Below are 23,674 nucleotides of genomic sequence, written 5' to 3' on the forward strand. Positions count from 1 at the left end.
ATAGTGTGCTTTTACGGGTTCAATCGCCGATAAACATAACTCATTACAAGTTCAATATAGAGTTCAATTTCGGCCCAGGGAAGCAATAAACGATGCCAATGTCCGCCGTTCTCGAAAACACTGCAAAAACAAAAACGCAAAAACAGTGGCTCGCCGGGCTGGTGACCAGCGTGATGTTCCTGATCGTGTGCCTGAGTTGGGGCACTACGTGGCTGGGCATCAAGATCGCCGTCGAGAGCGTGCCGCCGCTGACATCTGCCGGCCTGCGCTTTCTCATCGCGTTTCCGCTGTTCCTGTGTTTTGCCATGGTGCGCCGTGAGCCGATCCTGTTTCCCCGGGAAAGCCGCTGGTTCTTCGTATTCGTGACCCTGTCCTACTTCAGCGTTCCCTACTATTTGCTCAATTACGGCGAAATGCATGTGTCGTCGGGCCTCACGGCCCTGCTGTTCAGCTGCATGCCAGTGTTCATCCTGATCTTCTCCGCGCTGTTCCTGCGCGAGCGCATCTATTTCTCCCAGGTGGTCGGCATCGGCATTGGTTTCGGCAGCCTTTACATGATCATCAAGAGCCAGGGCCTGCACCTGGACCACGCCGAGTTCTTCGGGGTGCTGGCCATTCTGAGCGCCGCGATCATGCACGCCTTGTGCTATGTCATTACCAAACAAAAAGGCAGCGCCATCAGCGTCATCACCTACAACACCCTGCCCATCGGCATTGCCGGGCTGATGCTGTTCCTGGCCGGCCTGTGGTTTGAAACACCGACGTTCGACGACATCACCCTGCGTTCCTGGAGCGCGCTGTTCTACCTGGGGCTAGTGGCCTCGGTGGGTGGGTTCATTGTGTATTTCATGCTGCTCAAGCGCCTGAGCCCGATCATCCTGTCGTTCGTCTTCATCATCTTCCCGGTGTTCGCGGTCATCATCGGAGCCTGGTACGAAGGCGTGGAAATTTCCCGCGACCTGATGCTGTACTCGGCGATCCTGCTGGCCGGCTTTGCGATTACCAAGTTGCCGATCGAAAAACTCATGGCCAAGAAAAAGTGACCCTCAACCAACGCGAGAGAAACATGGACGTCCTCCGCCCCACCGCCCTGGAACAGATCTACGCCCACGCCAGCCGCAGCTACCCCGAGGAGTGCTGTGGTTTCGTCTTCGCCGACGGCAGCGTGTACCTGGGCAGCAATATCCAGAATGAGCTGCACCGCAAGAACCCCGAGATGTACCCACGCAGCGCGGCCAATGGCTACACCTTTTCGGTGGCCGACACCTTGCTGATGAACAAGGCGTTTCGCAGTGACAACCCGGTGGTGGTGATCTACCACTCACACCCGGATGTCGGCGCCTATTTCAGTGACGAAGACCAGGACAAGGCACTGTTTCTGGGCGAGCCGATCTTCCCCGTCAGCTATTTGGTGGTGGATGTCCGCCAGGGCCAGGCCCTGGGCTCCAAGCTGTTTGCCTGGGATGGCAAGCATTTCTCCCTTCAACCTTTCAACGACCTGCACACGGAGTTGTCCATGAACGCTGTCTCTTTCCCCGACATTCTGGTTCGCGTGGCCAAGCTGCCGGAATCGACCCTTGAGGGCGCCGGATCGACATTGCGCGAAGTCATTGAAAATCTCTGCACCCATCACCCCCAATTGCGTCAGCACCTGTTCCATGAAAAGAACAACCAGCTCAAGGAACACTTCCTGTTTACCGCCGAGGAGGCGCTGATCGAAGCCGATGAAGCCCTGCCGCCGAAATCCCGGATCGAAGTGTTGCTCGCCACCTCAGGTGGCATGGACATCGATACCCTGAGCAACGAAGAAGTGCAGCGCTACGTGCGCCACATCACCCTGCCGGGCGTGGGCCGCGAAGGCCAATTGAACCTGAAGAAAGCCAAGGTACTGGTCATTGGTACCGGCGGGCTGGGCTCGCCCATCAGCCTGTACCTGGCCGCGGCCGGCATCGGCACCCTGGGGCTGGTGGACTTTGATGTGGTGGAAAGCAGCAACCTGCAACGCCAGATTGTGCATGGCAACAGCACCCTGGGCATGCCCAAGGTCGAGTCCGCCAAGCAGCGCCTGCTGGACCTCAATCCACATATCCAGATCAACGCGTACAACACCGCGCTCAACAGCGACAACGCCCTGGAACTGGTGGGCGCCTATGACCTGGTGATCGACGGAACCGACAATTTCGACACCCGCTACCTGGTCAACGACGCCTGTGTGCAGTTGGGCAAACCTTTGGTGTACGGCGCTATCTACCGTTTCGACGGGCAGATCAGCGTGCTCAACTATAAAGGTGGGCCGTGCTATCGCTGCCTGTTCCCCAAGGCCCCACCCGCAGAGTTGGCACCCAATTGCAGCGCGGGCGGTGTGATCGGCGTGTTGCCGGGCGTGGTCGGTATGATCCAGGCCACCGAGGCGATCAAATTGCTGATCGGTATTGGCGAACCCTTGTCCGGCCGCTTGATGCGCTTCGACGCGCTGGCGATGAAGTTCAGCGAAATCCGCTTCAAGCGCCGCGCTGATTGCCCCTGCTGCTCGGACCTGCGCCATAGCGAAACCGTCGCGCCGGCCACCTGCGCCGATGCCGTACCGAGCCTGCCCTCCCTGGCCGCGGAACGCTACATCAAGCCCCAGGTGCTCAAGCAAGTGCTTGAACACCCCAGCAGCGCCGATGTATTGCTCGACGTGCGCGACGCCAGCGAACTGGAGGTCTGCAAATTACCCGGCGTGGTGCATATCCCGCTGGCAGAACTGGATGGACAGCTCGCGAGCTTGAGCCGCGACAACACCCACTACCTGATCTGCTACGCAGGCGCCCGTGCCGAGCAAGCCGCCAGCACCCTGTTGGCGGCCGGCTTTGCCAACACCAAAGTCCTCCAGGGTGGCATGAAACATTGGGTTCGCGACGTCGAACCTGACATGCCGTTGTACTGAAAGTGGGGACGTGCTGATGCTGCATAACTCCATTCTCGACGTCATCGGCCAAACGCCGATCGTGCGTCTGGCCCAGTTTTCCGAAGACCTCGGCATCGAGGTCTACGCCAAGCTGGAGTCCCTCAACCCCGGCGGCAGCCACAAGGCACGCATCGCCCTGGGCATGATCCTGGATGCCGAGCGCCGCGGCGTGCTGATCCGTGATTCCGGGCAAACCATCATCGAACCCAGTGGCGGCAACACCGGCATTGGCCTGGTGATGGCCGGCAATGTGCTGGGTTACAAAGTAGTGCTGGTGATCCCTGACAACTACAGCCCGGAAAAACAGAAACTGCTGCGTCTGTATGGCGCCAGGGTAGTGCTGTCCGACAGTCGCCTGGGCAATAACTCCCACGGCGAAAAGTGCATGGAGCTGCAGTTGGAGAACCCCAACTATGTGATGCTCAACCAGCAACGCAATGGCGCCAACCCCCAAACCCACCGCGACACCACCGCCCCGGAAATCCTCCGCGCCTTCGGTGAACAGCGCGTGGACTACTTCGTCAGCGGCATTGGCACCGGTGGACACATCACCGGTATCGGCGAAACCCTCAAGGCCGCCTGGCCGGCGCTGCGGGTGATGGGTGTAGAACCGGAAGAGTGCGACCTGCTCAAAGACCAACACGCAGCGCACGGGATCCAGGGCCTGTCGATTGGCCTGATCCCCAGCATCCTCAACCTGGACGTGATCGACGGCATGCTCAAGGTGTCGCACGCCGATTGCCTGGACATGATCAAACGCATCATGCGCACCGATGCCATCAGCCTGGGGCTGTCTTCGGCCGCCAACATGGTTGCCATCGCCCAACTCGCCCCCGAACTGCCGCCTGAAACGGTGGTGTTGACCATGGTCTACGACAATGCCGACAGCTACCTGCCCAGTTTCGAATAACGGGGCTTCCAACCATTCAATGTACGGGGGTGTCTCCATGGGGGGCTTTATCGACATGCAACAGCTGCACGATGAGTTGCTCACCCACCTCATCACCACCCTGACGCCCAGACAGATGAAGCAGTTGGAGCCGCACCTGGCACCGTTGATCCAGACCGCCGCCCAGGCGGTGGCCGAGGACCTGATTGCCTATGCCTATCGCGACCCCGCGTCCCGTGGGCGCGGTGAGTTGATCCTGGAATCCTACGCCTCGTTCAAGGCCGTGCTGTTCTACCGCCTTGCGCACCTGGTGTGGCATTTCCAGGCCGCTGACCACGGCGATTTTTCGCGCATGGCCCTCAAACTGAGTAACCAGGGCAAGATTCTCTCCGGCGCCGAGATTCACCCGGCAGCGCGCATCGGCCGGCGCTTTGTGCTGGACCATGGCTACGGCACGGTCATCGGCGAGACCTGTGTGATCGGCAACGACTGCTACATCCTCTGCGGCGTGACCCTGGGTGCGCGCGGTATTGCCAACAACCCGGACGGCAAACGCCACCCGCGCCTGGGCAACAACGTCGAAGTCGGCGCCGGCGCCCGGGTGCTGGGCTATGTTTCGATCGGCGATAACGTGTTTATCAGCCCCTCCTGCGTGATTACCCAGGACGTGCCGGCAGGCACCAAGGTCAAGGTGGTCAACCAGATCCAACTGCAGAAAAACGATGAATCGGACCACAGCAACTACCTCGGCGCCTTTGCCCTGGATGAGCGCTTGCACGTGGTGGGCGAAGTGAGTGCCGGCCACAAGGTCACCGTGCTGGACGCCGACTTTCATCCGCTGCAAGGGCTGATGCTCGAACCCACGGTGAAAGAGCGGCACCACCTGCAGTTTCGCCTGCGTCGCCTCGACAACGACGAGCAACTGCCACGCCTGCCGCTGAACCTGAAGGTGTGCGGGCCGGAATTTGAAATCACCCTGCTCTCTCCCCCTGGCTTGAGCGCACTGGTGCGCCACCTCTTGCAAGCCACCCCATTGATCGTCGGAGGTTGAACATGTCCGTGCATACCATGGAAACCCTGGCGCTGTTTGACAGCGCGCCCTACCAGAACGCCTTCAGCGCCCGGGTGATTGCCGTCAGCGAACAAGGTATCGCCCTGGAGCACACCCTGTTCTACCCCACCGGCGGCGGGCAACCGGGCGATACCGGCCACTTCACCCTGGCCGATGGCACACGGGTCGAGGTGACAGGCACCGTGCGCGACCCGGTGTTGCGCTCGATCATCTGGCATCAGGTAGACCATTGCCCCGAACAGTTGGCCGCTGGCGTCCAGGTCGACGCCGGGCTGGATTGGGAGCGGCGCTACCAGCACATGAAGATGCACACTTGCCTGCACTTGCTGTGCTCCCTCATCGACGCGCCCGTGACCGGTTGCAGCATCAGTGCGGATAAAGGCCGACTGGATTTCGACCTGCCGGAGATGACCCTGGACAAAGACGGCCTCACCCGTGACCTCAACGCCCTGATCGAGCAGGCCCACGCGGTGAAAACGCTGTCGATGCCTGCCACCGAGTACGCGACCCTGCTGCAGATCACCCGCACCCAGGCGGTTGCGCCGCCGGTGGTCTCCGGTTCGGTACGGGTGATTGAAATCCCCGGCATCGATATCCAGCCCTGCGGCGGTACCCATGTGCTCAATACCGAGGAAATCGGCCGGGTGTTCTGCGAGAAGATCGAGAAAAAGAGCAAGCACAACCGCCGGGTGATACTGCGGTTTGGACACGCTTGAGCCTGCGTCATTGCCTCTGTAGGAGCGAGCTTGCTCGCGAAAAACCCATAGGCGCCGCGCTTACTCAGGAAGCACGCGGCATCGTTGACGTTTTTCGCGAGCAAGCTCGCTCCTACAGTGACTGTGCTGTTTTTCAGATAGTGAGCAGGTCCATGAAACGGTTGACTGGAGTAGCCTCAAGCCGTGCCTGATCCTTGCACAACGCAAAGATTTCGGCGCTGCGTTGCGCGGTGAACCGCGTGGCCAGGTTGGCCTTGAACTTGTCTTCCAGCAGTGGAATGCCGTCCACCCGACGGCGGCGATGGCCAATCGGGTACTCCACCACCACCTGCTCGGTGCAGGTGCCATCCGTAAAAAACACCTGCACCGCGTTGGCAATCGAGCGCTTGTCGGCCTCCAGGTATTCGCGGCTGTAGCGCGGGTCTTCGATGACGACCATCTTGTCGCGCAGCTCATCGATGATCGGGTGGGCCGCGTGGAAATCATCTTCATACTGCTCGGCCACCAGATTGCCGAACGCCAAGGGCACGGCGGTCATGTATTGCAGGCAGTGGTCGCGATCGGCGGCATTCGCCAATGGGCCGACCTTGGAAATAATGCGAATCGCCGACTCATGGGTAGTGATCACGATACGGTCGATTTCATGTAAACGATGCTTGACCTGCGGATGCAGGGCGACTGCCGCTTCACAGGCGGTTTGCGCGTGAAACTCGGCCGGAAAGCTGATCTTGAACAGCACGTTTTCCATCACATAGGTGCCGTAGGCTTGGGGCAGGCTGAAAGCTCGCTTGTCCTCGGGCTTGAGCGCCAGGTCCTTGTTGGTGTGGCTGAACAGCACGTCATAGAAGCCCCACTGCGGCGCACTCAACACGCCGGGGATGCCCATTTCGCCACGCAGGGCGATGTCTGCCAGGCGCACGCCGCGGCTCGACGCATCGCCCGCCGCCCAGGATTTGCGCGAGCCGGCATTCGGTGCATGACGATAGGTGCGCAGCGCCTGACCATCGACAAAAGCGTGGGACAACGCCGATAGCAACTGCTCGCGGTTGGCGCCCATCAGCTTGGCGGTGACCGCCGTGGTAGCGACTTTCACCAGCAACACATGGTCGAGGCCTACCCGGTTGAAGGAATTCTCCAAGGCAATCACGCCTTGGATTTCGTGAGCCATGATCATCGCTTCCAGCACTGCACGCACGGTCAACGGCGCGTCGCCTTTGGCCAGGCGCTTTTGCGACAGGTGATCGGCCACGGCGAGGATGCCGCCCAGGTTGTCCGAAGGGTGGCCCCATTCGGCGGCAAGCCAGGTGTCGTTGTAGTCGAGCCAGCGCACGATGCAACCGATATCCCAGGCGGCCTTGACCGGGTCCAGGCGAAACGAAGTGCCCGGCACCCGTGCGCCAAACGGCACCACGGTACCCTCTACCATCGGCCCCAGGTGCTTGGTGCACTCGGGGAAGCGCAGGGCCAGCAGGCCACAGCCGAGGGTGTCCATCAGGCAGTTGCGGGCGGTATCCAGGGCGTCCTGGGAGTCAATGCGGTAGTTGAGGACGTAGTCGGCGATGCCCTGCAAAACCGGGTCGTAGTCGGGGCGGTTGTTCTGGTCGACGTTGGCGCTCATGGCGGTTCTCCTAAAAGGTGGGGTTGTTCCTCAAGGTCAAGGTTGATTTGATCGTTCCCACGCTCCGCGTGGGAATGCATCCCGTGACGCTCTGCGTCACAGCAGGACGCAGAGCGTCCCAGGCGGCGTTCCCACGCGGAGCGTGGGAACGATCAAGCTAAAAGGCGTCGCCGGGGATGCGCACGTAGCCTTCCATCAACACCCGCGCACTGCGGCTCATAATGGCTTTTTTCACCACCCATTCACCGTCCACCTGGCTGGCCTCGGCGCCCACGCGCAAGGTGCCCGACGGGTGCCCGAAGCGCACGGCATTGCGCTCCACGCCGCCCGCCGCCAGGTTGACCAAGGTGCCGGAAATCGCCGCGGCGGTGCCAATCGCCACCGCCGCAGTGCCCATCATCGCGTGGTGCAGTTTGCCCATCGACAAGGCGCGCACCAGCAGGTCCACATCGCCGGCCTTGATCGCCTTGCCGCTGGAGGCCACGTAATCGGCTGGCTTGGCGACGAACGCCACCTTGGGCGTGTGCTGGCGCTGGGCGGCTTCGTCCAGGTGTTGGATCAGGCCCATGCGCAACGCGCCATACGCCCGCACGGTCTCGAACATCGCCAGGGCCTTGGGGTCGCTGTTGATCGCGCCTTGCAGCTCGGTACCGGTGTAGCCCAGGTCTTGGGCATTGATGAAAATCGTCGGAATACCGGCGTTGATCAACGTGGCCTTGAAGGTACCGACGCCGGGCACCTCCAGGTCGTCGACGAGGTTGCCGGTGGGGAACATCGAACCACCACCGCCCTCTTCTTCCGCCGCCGGGTCCATGAATTCCAACTGCACTTCGGCGGCCGGGAAGGTCACGCCGTCCAGTTCAAAGTCGCCGGTTTCCTGCACCGCGCCGTCAGTGATCGGCACGTGGGCGATGATGCTCTTGCCGATATTGGCCTGCCACACCCGCACCACGGCCACGCCGTTATGGGGCACGCGGGCCGCATCGACCAGGCCGGCACTGATGGCGAACGAACCCACCGCCGCCGACAGGTTGCCGCAGTTGCCGCTCCAATCGACAAATGGCTTGTCGATGGAGACCTGGCCAAACAGGTAATCCACGTCGTGATCGGCGCGGCTGCTTTTGGCCAGGATCACGGTCTTGCTGGTGCTCGAGGTGGCACCCCCCATGCCGTCGATCTGCTTGTCATAGGGGTCGGGGCTGCCGATCACCCGCAGCAACAAGGCGTCGCGTGCAGGGCCCGGCACCTGCGCCGCTGCGGGCAGGTCCTGGAGGCTGAAGAACACGCCCTTGCTGGTGCCGCCACGCATGTAGGTGGCGGGGATCTTGATTTGCGCTACGTGTGCCATGGTTATCCTCTTCAGGCGGTCGCCTTTGATTCCAGGAAGTCCTGGGCGAAACGTTGCAACACGCCACCGGCCTCGTAGATCGACACTTCTTCGGCGGTGTCCAGGCGGCAGGTCACTGGCACCTCGACACGTTCGCCATTCTTGCGGTTGATCACCAGGGTCAGTTGCGCACGCGGGGTGCGCTCGCCGACCACGTCATAGGTTTCACTGCCGTCGATTTGCAGGGTGTGGCGGTCGGTGCCCGGCAGGAACTCCAAGGGCAACACGCCCATGCCCACCAGGTTGGTGCGGTGGATACGCTCGAAGCCTTCGGCGGCAATGGCTTCCACACCGGCCAGACGTACGCCCTTGGCCGCCCAGTCACGGGACGAGCCCTGGCCATAGTCGGCGCCCGCGATGATGATCAACGGCTGTTTGCGTTCCATGTAGGTTTCAATCGCTTCCCACATCCGCGTGACCTTGCCTTCCGGCTCGATACGCGCAAGAGAGCCCTGCTTGACCTTGCCGTTTTCCTGCACCATTTCGTTGAACAGTTTCGGGTTGGCGAAGGTGGCGCGCTGCGCCGTCAAATGGTCACCCCTGTGGGTTGCGTAGGAGTTGAAGTCGACTTCCGGCAAGCCCATTTTCGCCAGGTATTCACCGGCGGCGCTGTCCGGCATGATCGCGTTGGACGGCGACAAGTGGTCAGTGGTGATGTTGTCCGGCAGCACCGCCAATGGGCGCATGCCCTTGAGCGGCCGTGCGCCGGCCAGCGCGCCTTCCCAGTACGGCGGGCGGCGGATATAGGTGCTTTGTGGGCGCCAGTCGTACAGCGGCGTGACCTTGGGCCCGGTGTCTTCGTGGATGGCGAACATCGGGATATACACCGCACGGAATTGCTCGGGTTTCACCGAAGCCTTGACCACCGCGTCGATCTCGTCATCGCTCGGCCAGATGTCTTGCAGGCGGATTTCCTTGCCGTCGGCGTCCAGGCCGAGCACGTCCTTCTCGATATCGAAACGGATGGTACCGGCAATCGCATAAGCCACCACCAGCGGCGGCGACGCCAGGAAGGCTTGCTTGGCGTAGGGGTGAATGCGCCCGTCAAAGTTGCGGTTACCCGACAACACTGCGGTGGCGTACAGGTCGCGGTCGATGATCTCTTGCTGGATCACCGGGTCGAGCGCGCCCGACATGCCGTTGCAGGTGGTGCAGGCAAAGGCCACCACGCCAAAACCGAGTTTTTCCAGCTCATGGCCCAGGCCCGCTTCTTCCAGGTACATGGCCACGGTTTTCGAGCCCGGCGCCAGGGACGACTTGACCCACGGCTTGCGGGTCAGCCCCAGCTTGTTGGCGTTGCGTGCCAACAGGCCGGCGGCGATCACGTTGCGCGGGTTGCTGGTGTTGGTACAACTGGTGATGGCGGCGATGATCACCGCGCCGTCGGGCATTTGCCCCGGCACGTCATCCCATTGGCCGGCAATGCCTTTTGACGCCAGGTCGCGGGTGGCCAGGCGGGCATGAGGGTTGCTCGGTCCGGCCATGTTGCGCACGACGCTGGAGAGGTCGAAGCTCAGGCTGCGCTCGTACTGCGCGCCTTTCAGGTCGTCCGCCCACAGGCCAGTGTGGCGTGCATATTGCTCGACCAGGGCGACTTGTTCGTCTTCGCGACCGGTGAGTTTGAGGTAGGCAATGGTTTGCGCGTCGATGTAGAACATCGCGGCGGTGGCGCCGTACTCCGGGGCCATGTTGGAGATGGTGGCACGGTCACCCAAGGTCAGTGCCGAAGCCCCTTCGCCGAAGAACTCCAGCCAGGCGCCGACCACCTTTTGCTGGCGCAGGAATTCGGTGAGTGCCAGCACCATATCGGTGGCGGTGATGCCCGGTTGCAGCTTGCCGGTCAATTCCACGCCAACGCTTTCCGGCAGGCGCATCCACGACGCGCGGCCGAGCATCACGCTCTCGGCTTCCAGGCCACCGACGCCGATGGCGATCACACCCAGGGCGTCTACGTGAGGCGTATGGCTGTCGGTGCCGACACAGGTATCCGGGAAGGCCACACCGTCACGCACTTGAATCACCGGAGACATTTTCTCCAGATTGATCTGGTGCATGATGCCGTTGCCCGGCGGGATCACATCGACGTTCTTGAAGGCCTTTTTGGTCCACTCGATAAAGTGGAAGCGGTCTTCGTTGCGACGGTCTTCAATGGCGCGGTTTTTTTCGAAGGCTTGCGGGTCAAAACCACCGGCCTCGACGGCCAGGGAGTGGTCGACGATCAGTTGGGTGGGCACCACCGGGTTGACCTGCGCCGGGTCGCCGCCTTGCTGGGCGATGGCATCGCGCAGGCCGGCGAGGTCGACAAGAGCGGTCTGGCCGAGGATGTCATGGCACACCACGCGGGCCGGGAACCACGGGAAGTCGAGGTCGCGCTTGCGCTCGATCAGTTGGCTCAGGGACGCGTCGAGGGTGGCCGGGTCGCAACGGCGCACCAGGTTCTCGGCGAGCACGCGCGAGGTGTAGGGCAGCGTGGCGTAGGCGCCGGGGGTGATTGCCTCGACAGCCGCACGGGCGTCGAAGAAATCCAGGCGGCTGCCGGGGAGTGGTTTGCGAAATTCAGTGTTCATCGTCAGGACTCGGTCACGGTAAGTTCGAAAGGTGAACTGTCGACACTGGCTTTGTTTCCTGTGGGAGCTGGCTTGCCTGCGATGGCATCACCTCGGTGTACCTGTCACACCACAGTGATGCCATCGCAGGCAAGCCAGCTCCCACAAACAAGCACATGAGCCAGCGGGCACAGCCCATCCCATTCAGCGACGTTCGATTGGCACGAACTTGCGCTGCTCAACGCCGGTGTACTCGGCGCTTGGACGGATGATGCGGTTGTTGGCGCGCTGCTCGAACACATGCGCAGCCCAGCCGGTCAGGCGCGAGCATACGAAGATCGGCGTGAACAACTTGGTCGGGATGCCCATGAAGTGATACGCCGAGGCATGGTAGAAATCGGCGTTGGGAAACAGCTTCTTCTGTTCCCACATGGTCTTGTCGATGGCTTCGGAGACCGGGAACAACACGGTGTCGCCCACTTCGTCAGCGAGTTTTTTCGACCAGCCCTTGATCACCTCATTGCGCGGATCGCTGTCTTTATAGATCGCGTGGCCAAAGCCCATGATCTTGTCTTTGCGCGCCAACATGCCAAGGGTGCCTTCAACCGCTTCCCGGGCCGAGGAGAAACGCTCGATCATTTCCATCGCCGCTTCGTTGGCACCGCCATGCAGCGGGCCGCGCAGGGAGCCGATGGCAGCGGTGACGCAGGAATACAGGTCGGACAATGTCGATGCACACACCCGTGCGGTGAAGGTCGAAGCGTTGAATTCGTGTTCGGCGTAGAGGATCAGTGACACGTTCATCACTTTGACGTGCAGCTCGCTCGGCTTCTTGCCATGCAGCAGGTGCAGGAAGTGGCCACCGATGCTCGGCTCGTCGGTCACGCAGTCGATGCGCTGGCCGTCGTGGCTGAAGCGATACCAGTAGCACATGATCGCCGGGAACGCGGCGAGCAGGCGGTCGGTGACATCGCGCTGTACGCTGAAGTCTTTCTCCGGCTCGATATTGCCCAGGAACGAGCACCCGGTGCGCATCACGTCCATCGGGTGGGCGTCGGCGGGGATGCGTTCGAGCACTTCTTTCAGGGCCTGGGGCAGGTCACGCAGTTTGCTCAGCTTGTTGCTGTAGGCGGCCAGTTCTGCCTGGGTCGGCAACTCACCGTACAGCAGCAGGTAGGCGACTTCTTCAAACTGGGCGTCGGCGGCCAGTTCGCGTACGTCGTAGCCACGGTAGGTCAGGCCGGCGCCGGCCTGGCCCACGGTGGACAGTGCAGTCTGCCCGGCGACCTGGCCACGCAGACCAGCACCACTCAATACTTTTGCTTCAGCCATGGTTCTTCTCCAATTTTGTAATTATTCAGGGAGCCGTCCAGCTCACACCCTGTAGGAGCGAGCTTGCTCGCGAAAAACGCAAGGGCATCGCGTTTCTCCAGGTTTCTCGCGTTATCGTTGGCGATCTTCGCGAGCAAGCTCGCTCCTACAGTGCAATTACTTTTTCGCGGCGAACAGCGCGTCGAGCTTCTGCTCGAAGGTGTGGTAGTCGATGCGATCGTAAAGCTCCATGCGCGTTTGCATGGTGTCGATCACGTTCTGCTGGGTACCGTCGCGACGAATCGCGGTGTAGACATTCTCGGCGGCCTTGTTCATGGCACGGAAGGCCGAGAGCGGGTACAGCACAATGGAAACATCCGCAGATTTCAACTGTTCGGTGGTGTACAGCGGTGTGGCGCCGAACTCGGTGATGTTCGCCAGGATCGGCGCCTTAACGCGGGAGGCGAACAGCTTGTACATCTCCAGTTCGGTGATGGCTTCCGGAAACACCATGTCGGCACCGGCCTCGATGCACGCGGCTGCACGCTCCAGGGCGGACTCCAGGCCCTCGACCGCCAGGGCGTCGGTGCGCGCCATGATCACGAAGCTGTCATCGGTACGCGCATCCACGGCGGCCTTGATGCGGTCGACCATTTCCTGCTGGGACACGATTTCTTTGTTGGGGCGATGACCGCAGCGCTTGGCGCCCACCTGGTCTTCGATATGGATGGCGGCGGCACCGAACTTGATCATCGACTTGACGGTACGCGCCACGTTGAACGCCGAGGAGCCGAAACCGGTGTCCACGTCCACCAGCAGCGGCAGGTCGCACACGTCGGTAATGCGGCGCACGTCGGTGAGCACGTCATCCAGGCCGGTGATACCCAGGTCCGGCACGCCGAGGGAGCCGGCGGCTACACCGCCACCTGACAGATAAATCGCCTTGAAGCCGGCGCGCTTGGCCAACAGCGCATGGTTGGCGTTGATGGCGCCCACCACTTGCAAGGGCTGTTCACTGGCGACGGCGTCACGGAAACGCTGGCCGGGAGTGCTGTTGTTGTTGGAACTCATGACTCACCTCGTGATGAAGGCGCACCGTCCGGGAAGTGACGGGCAATGTTGCGTTTGGAGGCGCCGATATGCCGGCGCATCAACAGTTCGGCCAGTTCACCGTCGCGATCGGCAATCGCGTCCAGAATGCGGTGATGCTCGGCAAAGGCCTGGCGTGGACGATTGGGGGTGGCGGAGAACTGGATGCGGTACATGCGCACCAGTTGATACAGCTCGCCGCAGAGCATTTGGGTGAGGGTGCGGTTACCGGCACCTTGAATGATGCGGTAGTGAAAATCGAAGTCGCCTTCCTGCTGGTAATAGCCGACACCGGCCTGGAACGCCGCATCCCGTTCGTGGGTGTGCAACACCTGGCGAAGCTCCTCGATCTCTGCGTCAGTCATGCGCTCGGCGGCCAGGCGACAGGCCATGCCTTCCAGGGACTCGCGAATCTCATACAGTTCGACCAGCTCGGCATGACTCAAAGACACCACGCGTGCGCCGACATGAGGCACCCGCACCAGCAGGCGCTGGCCTTCCAGGCGATGGATCGCTTCGCGCAGCGGGCCGCGACTGATGCCGTAGGTGCGCGCCAGCTCCGGCTCGGAAATCTTGCTGCCGGGGGCGATTTCGCCTTTGACAATGGCGGCCTGGATACGCCGGAAGACGTTCTCTGACATGGTCTGGGAATCGTCTGGTGCCACCGCTGGTTTTTCCAGTTGCTCCAACATATTGTCGACACCTTTAAAATCAATGCCGCAAAAACTAGCCAATAAGCCTCTCGCAGTCAAAGAATAAATACACATTGTCGACAATCGTCTAATAACCCCCTCATTCGCTTGCCAAGGCATGGCCGCCTGCCAGCGCTGGCGCCAAAAAAGCATCATGTTAGAATGCCCGCCGCTTTTGCCTGACATCAAATGATGAAAGGGCGCACCCGAGATTGCGCAGCAATGCCAGTCCCCCATGAAATGAACAGTGCACTGCCCTGCCTCAGGATTTATGAGACTCAAGCCTTACCTACTAGTGATGTGCCTGCTGTGCATACCGAGCCTTGGCGCTGGCGCCGAGAAGACCGTGTACGGCCTGAATGAATACGCCAAGCTTGCGGGTATCGACCTGGAAGTGGCGGCCAAACTCGACACCGGCGCCAAGACCGCCTCGTTGAGTGCCCGCGATATCAAGCGCTTCAAGCGCAATGGCGAATCCTGGGTACGCTTCTACCTGGCCATCGACACCGCCCATTCCCACCCCATCGAACTGCCCCTGGCGCGTGTCAGCAAGATCAAGCGCCGCGCCGGCGACTACGACCCCGATGAGGACAAGAACTACACCGCCCGCCCAGTGATTGCGCTGGATATCTGCATGGGCAGTGCTTTACGCAGCATCGAAGTGAACTTGACTGACCGCAGCGCATTCCAATACCCGCTGCTGATTGGCTCCGAAGCCTTGAAACGCTTTGATGCGCTGGTCGACCCTAGTCTTAAATATGCAGCAGGCAAACCCGCCTGCGCCGCCGACGCTTAATACCGCCGAGTAAACCGAATGCGCTCTCTGACCCTGCACCTGAAAATCCTGATCACCTTGCTGGTGGTGCTGGGCATTTCGGTCACCGCTTATCAGATCTTCGTGCTGGGAATTCCCGTCACCGAAGATGCCACCGACGACTTGTGGAACATCGACGCCAAGGTCGAGTTCGTCGCCAACCCGAAAGACCCGGTCAAGATCCAGATGTTCGTGCCGCCCTTGAGCCGCGACTTCGTCAGCCTCAATGAGAGCTTTATCTCGAACAACTACGGGGTGAGCGTCAACCGCATCGACGGCAACCGCAAGGTCACATGGTCGGCGCGTCGGGCCAAGGGCAACCAGACCCTCTATTACCGCCTGGTGCTGACCAAGCGCTACAGCGGCGAAAAGGTCAAGATCAAAGGCCCGACCTTCCGCGACAGCATCGCCGTGGAAGGCCCCGAGAAGATCGCCGCCGAAGCCTTGCTGGCCCCGATCCGCCAGCACTCGGCCGACGTCGAGACCTTTATCAGTGAAGCCATCAAGCGCACCAACAACCTCAACGACGACAATGTGAAGTTGCTGCTGGCCGGCGACCCCTCGACGCCGCACAAAGCCAAGATCGTCGAACTGCTGCTGTCCATCGCCCACGTGCCGGTAGAGAAAGTCCACACCATCCGCCTGGTGGCCGACCAGCCGCAAACCCCGGAACTGTGGCTGCGCAGTTTCAACGGCAACGACTGGCTGTACTTCAACCCGGAGACTGGCGAACAGGGCCTGCCCGCCGACCGCCTGCTGTGGTGGACCGGCGATGAAAACCTGATCACCGTCGATGGCGGCAAGAAAGCCATGGTGACCTTCAGCCTGAACAACAGCGAGATGAACGCCATCCGCCTGGCCAAGCTGACGGACGAAAACACCGACGCCAACTTCCTCGAATACTCGCTGTACGGCCTGCCGCTGCAAACCCAGCAGACCTTCATGATCATGGTGATGATCCCGATAGGCGTGCTGGTGATCTTGATCCTGCGCAACCTCATCGGCCTGCAGACCCTGGGTACCTTCACCCCCGTACTGATCGCCCTGGCATTCCGCGAGACCCAGTTGGGCTTCGGGATTGTGCTGTTCACGATCATCACGGCACTGGGCCTGTCGCTCCGGTCGTACCTTGAACACCTTAAACTGCAGATGCTGCCGAGGCTGTCGGTGGTGCTGACCTTTGTGGTGGTGCTGATTGCCGCCATCAGCCTGTTCAGCCACAAGCTCGGGCTGGAACGCGGCTTGTCGGTGGCGCTGTTCCCGATGGTGATCCTGACCATGACCATCGAACGCCTCTCGATCACCTGGGAGGAGCGTGGCGCCAACCATGCGCTGAAAGTGGCGATTGGCACGCTGTTCGCTGCGTCCCTGGCGCACCTGATCATGAGCGTGCCGGAGTTGGTCTACTTCGTGTTCACCTTCCCGGCGATCCTGTTGATTCTGGTGGGCTTCATGCTGGCCATGGGTCGCTATCGCGGCTATCGCCTCACCGAACTGGTACGTTTCAAGGCGTTCCTGAAGGCTGATTCTTGATGTTTGGCTTCTGGAAGACCTGGAAGGCCCTGGAAGCGCGGGGAATCATGGGCATTAACCGGCGTAATGCCGACTACGTGCTCAAGTACAACAAGCGCAGCCTGTACCCCATCGTGGATGACAAGATCATCACCAAGGAACGGGCCCTTGCCGCCGGCATCCATGTACCGGAAATGTACGGGGTGATCTCCACCGAGAAGGAAATCGACAAGCTCGACGAGATCATCGGCGGGCGCAGCGACTTCGTGATCAAGCCCGCCCAGGGTGCTGGCGGCGACGGCATCCTGGTGGTGGCCGACCGGTTTGAAGGGCGCTACCGCACGGTGTCCGGAAAAATCATCAGCCATGAGGAGATCGAGCACCAGATTTCCAGCATCCTCACCGGCCTGTATTCCCTCGGCGGCCACCGCGACCGCGCGTTGATCGAGTACCGCGTGGTGCCCGACCAAATCTTCAAGAGCATCAGCTATGAAGGCGTGCCGGACATCCGCATCATCGTGCTGATGGGCTACCCGGTGATGGCGATGCTGCGCTTGCCCACCCGCCAGTCCGGCGGCAAGGCCAACCTGCACCAGGGCGCGATCGGCGTGGGTGTAGACCTGGCCACCGGCCTGACCCTGCGCGGCACCTGGCTGAACAACATCATCACCAAGCACCCCGACACCACCAACGCGGTGGATGGCGTGCAACTGCCCAACTGGGACGGTTTCATGAAGCTCGCCGCCGGCTGCTATGAGCTGTGCGGGCTGGGTTATATCGGCGTGGACATGGTGCTGGACCAGGAAAAAGGCCCATTGATCCTTGAGCTGAACGCTCGGCCTGGGCTGAACATCCAGATTGCCAACGATTGCGGCCTGACTTTGCGCACCCATGCGGTGGAGGCACGGCTTGAAGAGCTCAAGGCAGCCGGGGTGACAGAAACCCCCGAGGAACGGGTGAAGTTCGTGCAGGAGATGTTCGGGCATATTCCGCCGGTTGAAGGCTAAGCAGCGCATCGCAGGCAAGCCCGGGCTCGATAGGTGGGAGCTGGTTTGCCTGCGATAGCTTTCTGACAAGCCACTTGCCCCTCAGGCTATACCCTCTATCGAGCTATCACCGACATCCCCTCTAGGAGCAAGTCCTACAGAGGACTACAATCCCCTCCCCCCCGCCACTGGCTGATTCACCCTCGCATGTCGACCTGCTCCGTTTACCCCTTACCCTACCGGGCCAACCCCGCCGAGTACTTTGCGGCTATTCGCCATGCGCCTGGCGCGGTGCTGCTCGACAGCGGCCGCCCGGCTGCCGAGCGGGGGCGTTATGACCTGCTCAGCGCCTGGCCCGAAGCGACCTTGACGGTTGGGCCGGATGAACGCGGCAGCGATTTCCTGCAACGCCTGCGCGAGAACCTGGCGCAGTTGGGTGAGGCGGCCCTGCCTGCTGGGGTTGAATTGCCCTTTGCCGGCGGTTTGATCGGTTACTTGAGCTATGACTTCGGCCGGCACCTGGAACAGGTTGCACGCCTGGCCGTGGACGACCTGCACCTGCCGGATGCGCGCCTGGGGCTGTATGCCTGGGCACTGGTCAGCGATCACCTGGCGCACACCAGCCAACTGGTGTTTCACCCGGTGCTGGCCGATAGCGAGCGGCAACGTCTGATCGCCCTGTTCAGTCATGCAACAGGTGACACCCCCACCACCTTCAAGCTCCAGGGCACCATGGCGCCGGACCTCAGCGTGGATGCGTACCAGCAGGCCATCCTGCGTATCCAGGATTACATCCAGGCCGGCGACTGCTACCAGGTCAACTTTGCCCAACGCTTTCGTGCGCCGTGCATCGGCGATCCATGGGCAGCCTACTGCGCGCTGCGCGAAGCCTGCCCGACGCCGTTTTCCGGGTTCCAGAGTTTGCCCGATGACGGCGCGGTGCTGAGCCTGTCGCCGGAGCGCTTCGTGCGCATCAGCGAAGGCCAGGTCGAAACCCGCCCGATCAAGGGCACCCGCCCTCGCGGTTTAACACCGGAAGAGGACGCTGCCAACGCCGCTGAGCTGCTCGCCAGCCCCAAGGACCGCGCAGAAAACCTGATGATCGTTGACCTGCTGCGCAACGACCTCGGCCGCAGTTGCCGAATCGGCTCAGTGAAAGTGCCGGAGCTGTTCAGCCTGGAAAGCTACCCCAACGTGCACCACCTGGTGAGCAGTGTCACTGGCATATTGGCCGACGACAAAGACGCCCTCGACCTGATAGCCGGCAGCTTCCCTGGCGGCTCCATTACCGGCGCGCCAAAGATTCGCGCCATGCAGATCATCGATGAGCTGGAGCCCACCCGCCGCGGGTTGTATTGCGGCTCGCTGGTGTACCTGGACGTGCGCGGCGAAATGGACAGCTCCATCGCGATTCGCAGCTTGCTGGTCAAGGATGGGCAGGTGTGTTGCTGGGGTGGCGGCGGGATTGTGGCGGATTCGCAGTGGCAGGCGGAGTATCAGGAGTCGCTGACAAAGGTGCGTGTGTTGTTACAAACGTTGGAAAATCTGTAGGGCACAGCCCCTTCCTAGCGTTCGAGTAGAACGCCATGCGATAGAAAAAGCCTGAATCAGAACCGCTGTGGACGGGATAGACGCTTGCAGATAGCGTCCGGAGCGACCGTCCACCCGCCACCTGTGAAGGATCACATGAAGCGACTACCTCCTCGTCTGGAAATATTTCCGAGTTTGCCTATCCACGCAATCGCACCTATGATCTCCCAAAACGGGAGGTTGAAGCGATGCGGATAATCGCTCTATCTACCCTACGAATATTCTGGGAAAGCCATTCAGCTTATAGCGACGCCAGAACACCGCTGGTCGAGTTGTATCGGCACATGGAAAAGGCCAATTATCCAACACCGCAAGCACTCAAGGCCGAACTCAGAACAGCGAGCATTCTTAAGGGTGGCAGGGTCGTGTTCAACGTTGGCGGCAACAAGTATCGAGTGATCATGGCGATCGACTACCAGCGACAACTAGGGTTTATACGGTTCGTGGGAACCCATGCTCAGTACGACCAGATCAACGCGGAGACTGCGTGATGAACATCAAACCTATTCACTCCCAGGAAGACCTGACTGCGGCACTCGTACGAGTCGAGCAGATATGGGGAGCACCACCCGGCTCGCCTGAAGGTGATGAGCTGGAAATCCTGGCAATCCTCATCGAGAAGTACGAAGCCGAGCATTACCCCATGCCCCCTTCGGATCCGGTAGAGGCTATCAAGTTTCGCATGGAGCAATTGGGCATGACCGCCCGCGATCTGGAGCCGTTTATCGGCACCAGTGGGCGGGTGTCAGAGGTGCTGAACCACAAGCGCAAGCTGAGCCTGTCGATGATCAAGCGTCTGCATGAAGGCTTGCGTATTCCTTATGAGCGCTTGCTGGCCGAGGGTAAGGTGTGACGGCGCCGACGCCATCGCAGGCAAGCCCGACTCCCACAGTTGACCGCGTCGTTTGACGTTACAGGGTCAAAGGAGGGAGCTGGCTTGCCTGCGATGGGGCAATCAGCCGCGCCGCATAATTTACAGGCTCAACTGCCGATTCGACGCCTTGATAAACTCTTTCTTCAGGTCTTCAAACGTATGCACCGCCGGGAACTGCGGGAATTCGCGAATCACATTGTCCGGCGCATGGAACAGAATCCCACGGTCAGCTTCACCCAGCATGCTGGTGTCGTTGTAGGAGTCACCGGCAGCGATCACGCGGTAATACAGGCTTTTGAACGCCAAAACCGACTGGCGCTTGGGATCTTTCTGACGCAACTGGTAGCTCACCACCCGGTCGTTTTCATCAGTGATCAATCGGTGGCACAGCAACGTCGGGAAACCTAACTGGCGCATCAATGGTTGGGAGAACTCGTAGAAGGTGTCGGACAGGATCACCACCTGGAAGCGCTCGCGCAGCCAATTGACGAACTCAATGGCGCCGTCCAGCGGTTTGAGCGTGGCGATAACGGCCTGGATATCGGCCAGCTTGAGCCCATGTTCGTCGAGGATGCGCAGGCGCTGTTGCATCAGCACGTCGTAGTCGGGGATGTCACGGGTGGTGGCCCGCAGGGACTCAATGCCGGTTTTCTCGGCAAAGGCGATCCAGATTTCCGGAACCAGTACCCCTTCCAGGTCAAGGCAGGCAATTTCCACACGACACTCCTGTTAGATGTTGTTAGCTGAGCGAGCAAAAGGACTGCCGAACTCTAGCGACTCAAGCGCGCCGCCGCAACGCGGGACAGTTTTTGATACCATCGCCCTCCTAGAGAGCGCTCAGCGCCACTGACCTGTAGGAACCGTCCTGATGAACCAAGCCTTCGACGTCGTTGAACTCGCCACGACTTATGCCAACAAGTCTGCCCAGGACATTCTCAAGCTGGCGTTCAGCCAGTTCGGCGATGACTTGTGGATTTCCTTCAGCGGTGCCGAGGATGTGGTCCTTGTGGACATGGCCTGGAAGCTGAACAAGAACGTCAAGGTGTTCAGCCTCGACACCGGCCGCCTGCATCCGGAGACCTACCGGTTTATCGAGCAGGTGCGTGAGTTCTACAAGATCGACATTGAGCTGATCTCGCCAGACCCGAGCAAGCTGGAGCCCTTCGTCAAAGAGAAAGGCCTGTTCAGCTTCTATAAGGACGGCCATGGCGAATGCTGCGGCATCCGCAAGATCGAACCGCTGCGCCGCAAACTCGCAGGCGTCAGCGCCTGGGCCACCGGCCAGCGCCGCGACCAGAGCCCCGGCACTCGCAGCCAGGTGGCGGCGCTGGAAATCGACACGGCGTTCTCCACACCGGAACGCACCCTGTACAAGTTCAACCCGCTGGCGCAGATGACCAGCGAAGAGGTCTGGGGCTACATCCGCATGCTGGAGCTGCCGTACAACAGCCTGCATGAGCGCGGGTTCATCAGCATCGGCTGCGAGCCCTGCACCCGGCCGGTACTGCCCCGCCAGCATGAGCGCGAAGGCCGCTGGTGGTGGGAAGAAGCCACGCAGAAGGAATGCGGGCTGCATGCGGGGAATATCATCAGCAAGGCTTGAGCCTCCGATGCCACCGCCTCTGTAGGAGCGAGCTTGCTCGCGAACAACGTCAACAACAACGCGTGCTTCCTGAATAAACGCGGCGTCTGTGAGTTTTTCGCGAGCAAGCTCGCTCCTACATAAAGCGATATTTGCCTTGGGGGTCGGGTAAACCTGTACACAACCTTGTAACCATAGGTGCCATTTTTGTGTGCAACTTAATGTACAACGCACCAAAACGTAACATCTCCCTGCGCCAATGGCGCTGCATATAAATAACCCTGCAATTAATGAAAAAATAAATACCTGTTCAAACGGTCAACTTATAGTGCCCGTAATTCAGTAAGTTATTCGAAACCTATATAAAAACGAAATTAGCCAAGATTTTCATATATCGAGAATTGGCACGCATATGGCTTAGGCAGAAGTACGCTTTGTATACAATCAATACAAAACCTACATACACTTTGCCATCCGCCGCTTTGCTGCAGATGCGCTGGAGCCTGCCGGAATGCGTACAAGTCTCTCGAACACCCTCGCACTGGATCTGCCCTCCTCCCCCCTGAATCCTGCAGCCACAGGCCCCGGCCCGCTGGTACTCAGCCCGCGCCTGCACAACAAGGACCTGGCGCCCACCAAAGTTGAAGGCCGACGCTGGGGGCGCTATAGCATCTTTGCGCTGTGGACCAATGACGTGCACAACATCGCCAACTATTCATTCGCCATTGGGCTCTATGCCCTGGGCCTGGGCGGCTGGCAAATATTGCTGTCCCTGGGGATCGGCGCAGCACTGGTGTACTTCTTCATGAACTTGTCGGGCTACATGGGGCAGAAGACCGGTGTGCCATTTCCGGTTATCAGCCGCATCAGCTTCGGCATTCATGGGGCGCAGATTCCGGCGTTGATTCGGGCGGTAATTGCGATTGCCTGGTTTGGGATCCAGACCTACCTGGCCTCGGTAGTTTTCCGCGTGTTGCTGACCGCCATTCATCCAGGCTTTGCCGATTATGACCACGACTCGATTCTCGGCCTGTCGACCCTGGGCTGGGCGTGTTTTGTGGCGATCTGGCTGGTGCAGTTGGTGATCCTCGCCTATGGCATGGAAATGGTACGTCGCTATGAAGGCTTCGCCGGGCCGGTGATACTGCTGACCGTGGCCGCACTGGCCGGCTGGATGTACTTCCAGGCGAACGGGCAGATCGCCTGGTCGATCCGCGAGCCCCTGAGTGGCGGCGAGATGTGGCGCAATATCTTTGCCGGCGGCGCGCTGTGGCTGGCCATCTACGGCACCCTGATCCTCAATTTCTGCGACTTCGCGCGTTCATCGCCGTGCCGCAAGACCATCCAGGTCGGGAACTTCTGGGGCCTGCCGGTCAATATCCTGGTGTTCGCCGCGATTACCGTGCTGCTGTGCGGCGGGCAGTTCCAGCTCAATGGCCGCGTGATCGAAAGCCCGACCGAAATCATCGCGGCGATCCCCAACACCTTCTTTCTCGTGCTCGGCTGCCTGGCCTTCCTGATCGTCACCGTGGCGGTGAACATCATGGCCAACTTCGTCGCCCCGGCCTTTGTACTGAGCAACCTGGCGCCCAAGTACCTGAACTTCCGGCGCGCCGGGTTGATCAGCGCCTTCGTTGCCGTGCTGATCCTGCCGTGGAACCTCTACAACAGCCCACTGGTGATCGTGTACTTCCTCTCTGGCCTCGGCGCGCTGTTGGGGCCGTTGTACGGGGTAATCATGGTCGATTACTGGCTGATCCGTAAAAGCCAGGTGGACGTGCCACAACTGTACAGCGAAGACCCCCAAGGCACTTATTACTACAGCCGCGGGGTGAATATGCGTGCGGTGGCCGCGTTCATTCCGGCGGCAGTGATCGCCATCCTGCTGGCGCTGTTGCCGGGGTTTGCCAGCGTCTCGCCGTTTTCCTGGTTGTTTGGCGCCGGCATTGCCGGGTTGCTGTACCTGCTGATTGCCAAGCGTCAACCGCACTACGCCGATGTCAGCGGCGAAAGCATTGCCGTCGATAACGTCAGTCATTAAACAAG

Annotated in this window: 20 protein-coding genes; 13 read left to right on the top strand and 7 right to left on the bottom strand. The window is 60.6% G+C overall.

Features of this window, described 5'->3' with window-relative positions; genetic code table 11:
• Nucleotides 1-98 precede the first annotated feature (98 nt).
• The 5 genes from AC1RAC_RS18485 to AC1RAC_RS18505 are packed head-to-tail and all read left to right on the top strand — an operon-like array spanning nucleotide 99 to nucleotide 5,627.
• A complete protein-coding gene (locus AC1RAC_RS18485) occupies nucleotides 99-1,043 on the top strand; it encodes a DMT family transporter (RefSeq protein ID WP_034128416.1) in 945 nt (314 codons plus the stop codon).
• A 23-nt stretch (nucleotides 1,044-1,066) separates the two neighbouring features.
• Entirely contained in the window at nucleotides 1,067-2,929 is a 1,863-nt protein-coding gene (gene moeB, locus AC1RAC_RS18490) for a molybdopterin-synthase adenylyltransferase MoeB (RefSeq protein ID WP_054897195.1), read from the top strand.
• Nucleotides 2,930-2,945: 16 nt separating this feature from the next.
• Nucleotides 2,946-3,860 (top strand): PLP-dependent cysteine synthase family protein, encoded by a 915-nt coding sequence (locus AC1RAC_RS18495; protein WP_127881138.1) that lies wholly within the window; start codon nucleotides 2,946-2,948, stop codon nucleotides 3,858-3,860.
• A 37-nt stretch (nucleotides 3,861-3,897) separates the two neighbouring features.
• Nucleotides 3,898-4,890, top strand: a complete 993-nt coding sequence (locus AC1RAC_RS18500) for a serine O-acetyltransferase (RefSeq protein ID WP_034128354.1) — start codon at nucleotides 3,898-3,900, stop codon at nucleotides 4,888-4,890.
• Nucleotides 4,891-4,892: 2 nt separating this feature from the next.
• Nucleotides 4,893-5,627 carry an alanyl-tRNA editing protein gene (locus AC1RAC_RS18505; protein WP_034128353.1) on the top strand — a complete coding sequence of 245 codons (735 nt, stop codon included), beginning with the start codon at nucleotides 4,893-4,895 and terminating at the stop codon, nucleotides 5,625-5,627.
• Between the two features lie 133 nt (nucleotides 5,628-5,760).
• On the opposite strand, the gene prpD is transcribed toward AC1RAC_RS18505, so the two are convergent.
• The 6 genes from prpD to AC1RAC_RS18535 all read right to left on the bottom strand — a co-directional run bounded on the left by prpD (nucleotide 5,761) and on the right by AC1RAC_RS18535 (nucleotide 14,270).
• Nucleotides 5,761-7,245 carry a 2-methylcitrate dehydratase gene (gene prpD, locus AC1RAC_RS18510; RefSeq protein WP_200583197.1) on the bottom strand — a complete coding sequence of 495 codons (1,485 nt, stop codon included), beginning with the start codon at nucleotides 7,243-7,245 and terminating at the stop codon, nucleotides 5,761-5,763.
• 157 nt (nucleotides 7,246-7,402) lie between these two features.
• Nucleotides 7,403-8,593 carry a 2-methylaconitate cis-trans isomerase PrpF gene (prpF, locus tag AC1RAC_RS18515; RefSeq protein ID WP_054920636.1) on the bottom strand — a complete coding sequence of 397 codons (1,191 nt, stop codon included), beginning with the start codon at nucleotides 8,591-8,593 and terminating at the stop codon, nucleotides 7,403-7,405.
• 11 nt (nucleotides 8,594-8,604) lie between these two features.
• Nucleotides 8,605-11,199, bottom strand: a complete 2,595-nt coding sequence (acnD, locus tag AC1RAC_RS18520; protein ID WP_200583198.1) for a Fe/S-dependent 2-methylisocitrate dehydratase AcnD — start codon at nucleotides 11,197-11,199, stop codon at nucleotides 8,605-8,607.
• Between the two features lie 183 nt (nucleotides 11,200-11,382).
• Nucleotides 11,383-12,510, bottom strand: a complete 1,128-nt coding sequence (gene prpC, locus AC1RAC_RS18525; protein ID WP_200583199.1) for a bifunctional 2-methylcitrate synthase/citrate synthase — start codon at nucleotides 12,508-12,510, stop codon at nucleotides 11,383-11,385.
• Nucleotides 12,511-12,666: 156 nt separating this feature from the next.
• Nucleotides 12,667-13,560, bottom strand: a complete 894-nt coding sequence (prpB, locus tag AC1RAC_RS18530) for a methylisocitrate lyase (protein ID WP_003193320.1) — start codon at nucleotides 13,558-13,560, stop codon at nucleotides 12,667-12,669.
• Complete coding sequence (locus tag AC1RAC_RS18535) at nucleotides 13,557-14,270, bottom strand: GntR family transcriptional regulator (RefSeq protein ID WP_003193321.1); 714 nt, start codon at nucleotides 14,268-14,270, stop codon at nucleotides 13,557-13,559. The genes prpB and AC1RAC_RS18535 overlap by 4 nt, the downstream gene beginning before the upstream one ends.
• Before the next feature lie 271 nt (nucleotides 14,271-14,541).
• Here AC1RAC_RS18535 and rloA point away from each other — a divergent pair, with 271 nt between their 5' ends.
• From rloA to AC1RAC_RS18565, 6 genes are all read left to right on the top strand, one after another.
• A complete protein-coding gene (rloA, locus tag AC1RAC_RS18540) occupies nucleotides 14,542-15,066 on the top strand; it encodes a retropepsin-like aspartic peptidase RloA (protein WP_014719501.1) in 525 nt (174 codons plus the stop codon).
• 18 nt (nucleotides 15,067-15,084) lie between these two features.
• On the top strand, nucleotides 15,085-16,617 hold the full coding sequence (gene rloB, locus AC1RAC_RS18545) for an osmotic stress tolerance membrane protein RloB (protein ID WP_003193324.1): 1,533 nt from the start codon (nucleotides 15,085-15,087) through the stop codon (nucleotides 16,615-16,617).
• Entirely contained in the window at nucleotides 16,617-17,603 is a 987-nt protein-coding gene (locus tag AC1RAC_RS18550; protein ID WP_003193326.1) for an alpha-L-glutamate ligase-like protein, read from the top strand. The genes rloB and AC1RAC_RS18550 overlap by 1 nt, the downstream gene beginning before the upstream one ends.
• 186 nt (nucleotides 17,604-17,789) lie before the next feature.
• Nucleotides 17,790-19,133, top strand: coding sequence for an aminodeoxychorismate synthase component I (pabB, locus tag AC1RAC_RS18555; RefSeq protein ID WP_492616879.1), 1,344 nt, complete (start codon nucleotides 17,790-17,792; stop codon nucleotides 19,131-19,133).
• A gap of 227 nt (nucleotides 19,134-19,360) precedes the next feature.
• On the top strand, nucleotides 19,361-19,663 hold the full coding sequence (locus AC1RAC_RS18560) for a type II toxin-antitoxin system HigB family toxin (protein WP_034128346.1): 303 nt from the start codon (nucleotides 19,361-19,363) through the stop codon (nucleotides 19,661-19,663).
• Entirely contained in the window at nucleotides 19,663-20,025 is a 363-nt protein-coding gene (locus tag AC1RAC_RS18565; RefSeq protein ID WP_492616880.1) for a helix-turn-helix domain-containing protein, read from the top strand. Before AC1RAC_RS18560 ends, AC1RAC_RS18565 begins: the two co-directional genes overlap by 1 nt.
• Before the next feature lie 120 nt (nucleotides 20,026-20,145).
• On the opposite strand, the gene thrH is transcribed toward AC1RAC_RS18565, so the two are convergent.
• Complete coding sequence (gene thrH / locus AC1RAC_RS18570) at nucleotides 20,146-20,763, bottom strand: bifunctional phosphoserine phosphatase/homoserine phosphotransferase ThrH (protein ID WP_127881142.1); 618 nt, start codon at nucleotides 20,761-20,763, stop codon at nucleotides 20,146-20,148.
• 151 nt (nucleotides 20,764-20,914) lie between these two features.
• Between thrH and AC1RAC_RS18575 the strand changes: the two genes are divergently transcribed.
• Both AC1RAC_RS18575 and AC1RAC_RS18580 read left to right on the top strand, forming a co-directional pair.
• Entirely contained in the window at nucleotides 20,915-21,649 is a 735-nt protein-coding gene (locus AC1RAC_RS18575) for a phosphoadenylyl-sulfate reductase (protein ID WP_014719506.1), read from the top strand.
• Nucleotides 21,650-22,139: 490 nt separating this feature from the next.
• Nucleotides 22,140-23,669 (top strand): NCS1 family nucleobase:cation symporter-1, encoded by a 1,530-nt coding sequence (locus tag AC1RAC_RS18580; protein ID WP_492616881.1) that lies wholly within the window; start codon nucleotides 22,140-22,142, stop codon nucleotides 23,667-23,669.
• Nucleotides 23,670-23,674 lie beyond the last annotated feature (5 nt).

The sequence above is a fragment of the Pseudomonas sp. GW823-FHT02F05 genome, from assembly GCF_058797315.1.

Bases quoted from the DNA above. Each gene is read 5' to 3' on its own strand.
- AC1RAC_RS18485 (WP_034128416.1), top strand. From the start codon at position 99: ATGTCCGCCGTTCTCGAAAACACTGCAAAAACAAAAACGCAAAAACAG.
- moeB (WP_054897195.1), top strand. From the start codon at position 1,067: ATGGACGTCCTCCGCCCCACCGCCCTGGAACAGATCTACGCCCACGCC.
- AC1RAC_RS18495 (WP_127881138.1), top strand. From the start codon at position 2,946: ATGCTGCATAACTCCATTCTCGACGTCATCGGCCAAACGCCGATCGTG.
- AC1RAC_RS18500 (WP_034128354.1), top strand. From the start codon at position 3,898: ATGGGGGGCTTTATCGACATGCAACAGCTGCACGATGAGTTGCTCACC.
- AC1RAC_RS18505 (WP_034128353.1), top strand. From the start codon at position 4,893: ATGTCCGTGCATACCATGGAAACCCTGGCGCTGTTTGACAGCGCGCCC.
- prpD (WP_200583197.1), bottom strand. From the start codon at position 7,245: ATGAGCGCCAACGTCGACCAGAACAACCGCCCCGACTACGACCCGGTT.
- prpF (WP_054920636.1), bottom strand. From the start codon at position 8,593: ATGGCACACGTAGCGCAAATCAAGATCCCCGCCACCTACATGCGTGGC.
- acnD (WP_200583198.1), bottom strand. From the start codon at position 11,199: ATGAACACTGAATTTCGCAAACCACTCCCCGGCAGCCGCCTGGATTTC.
- prpC (WP_200583199.1), bottom strand. From the start codon at position 12,510: ATGGCTGAAGCAAAAGTATTGAGTGGTGCTGGTCTGCGTGGCCAGGTC.
- prpB (WP_003193320.1), bottom strand. From the start codon at position 13,560: ATGAGTTCCAACAACAACAGCACTCCCGGCCAGCGTTTCCGTGACGCC.
- AC1RAC_RS18535 (WP_003193321.1), bottom strand. From the start codon at position 14,270: ATGTTGGAGCAACTGGAAAAACCAGCGGTGGCACCAGACGATTCCCAG.
- rloA (WP_014719501.1), top strand. From the start codon at position 14,542: ATGAGACTCAAGCCTTACCTACTAGTGATGTGCCTGCTGTGCATACCG.
- rloB (WP_003193324.1), top strand. From the start codon at position 15,085: ATGCGCTCTCTGACCCTGCACCTGAAAATCCTGATCACCTTGCTGGTG.
- AC1RAC_RS18550 (WP_003193326.1), top strand. From the start codon at position 16,617: ATGTTTGGCTTCTGGAAGACCTGGAAGGCCCTGGAAGCGCGGGGAATC.
- pabB (WP_492616879.1), top strand. From the start codon at position 17,790: ATGTCGACCTGCTCCGTTTACCCCTTACCCTACCGGGCCAACCCCGCC.
- AC1RAC_RS18560 (WP_034128346.1), top strand. From the start codon at position 19,361: ATGCGGATAATCGCTCTATCTACCCTACGAATATTCTGGGAAAGCCAT.
- AC1RAC_RS18565 (WP_492616880.1), top strand. From the start codon at position 19,663: ATGAACATCAAACCTATTCACTCCCAGGAAGACCTGACTGCGGCACTC.
- AC1RAC_RS18575 (WP_014719506.1), top strand. From the start codon at position 20,915: ATGAACCAAGCCTTCGACGTCGTTGAACTCGCCACGACTTATGCCAAC.
- AC1RAC_RS18580 (WP_492616881.1), top strand. From the start codon at position 22,140: ATGCGTACAAGTCTCTCGAACACCCTCGCACTGGATCTGCCCTCCTCC.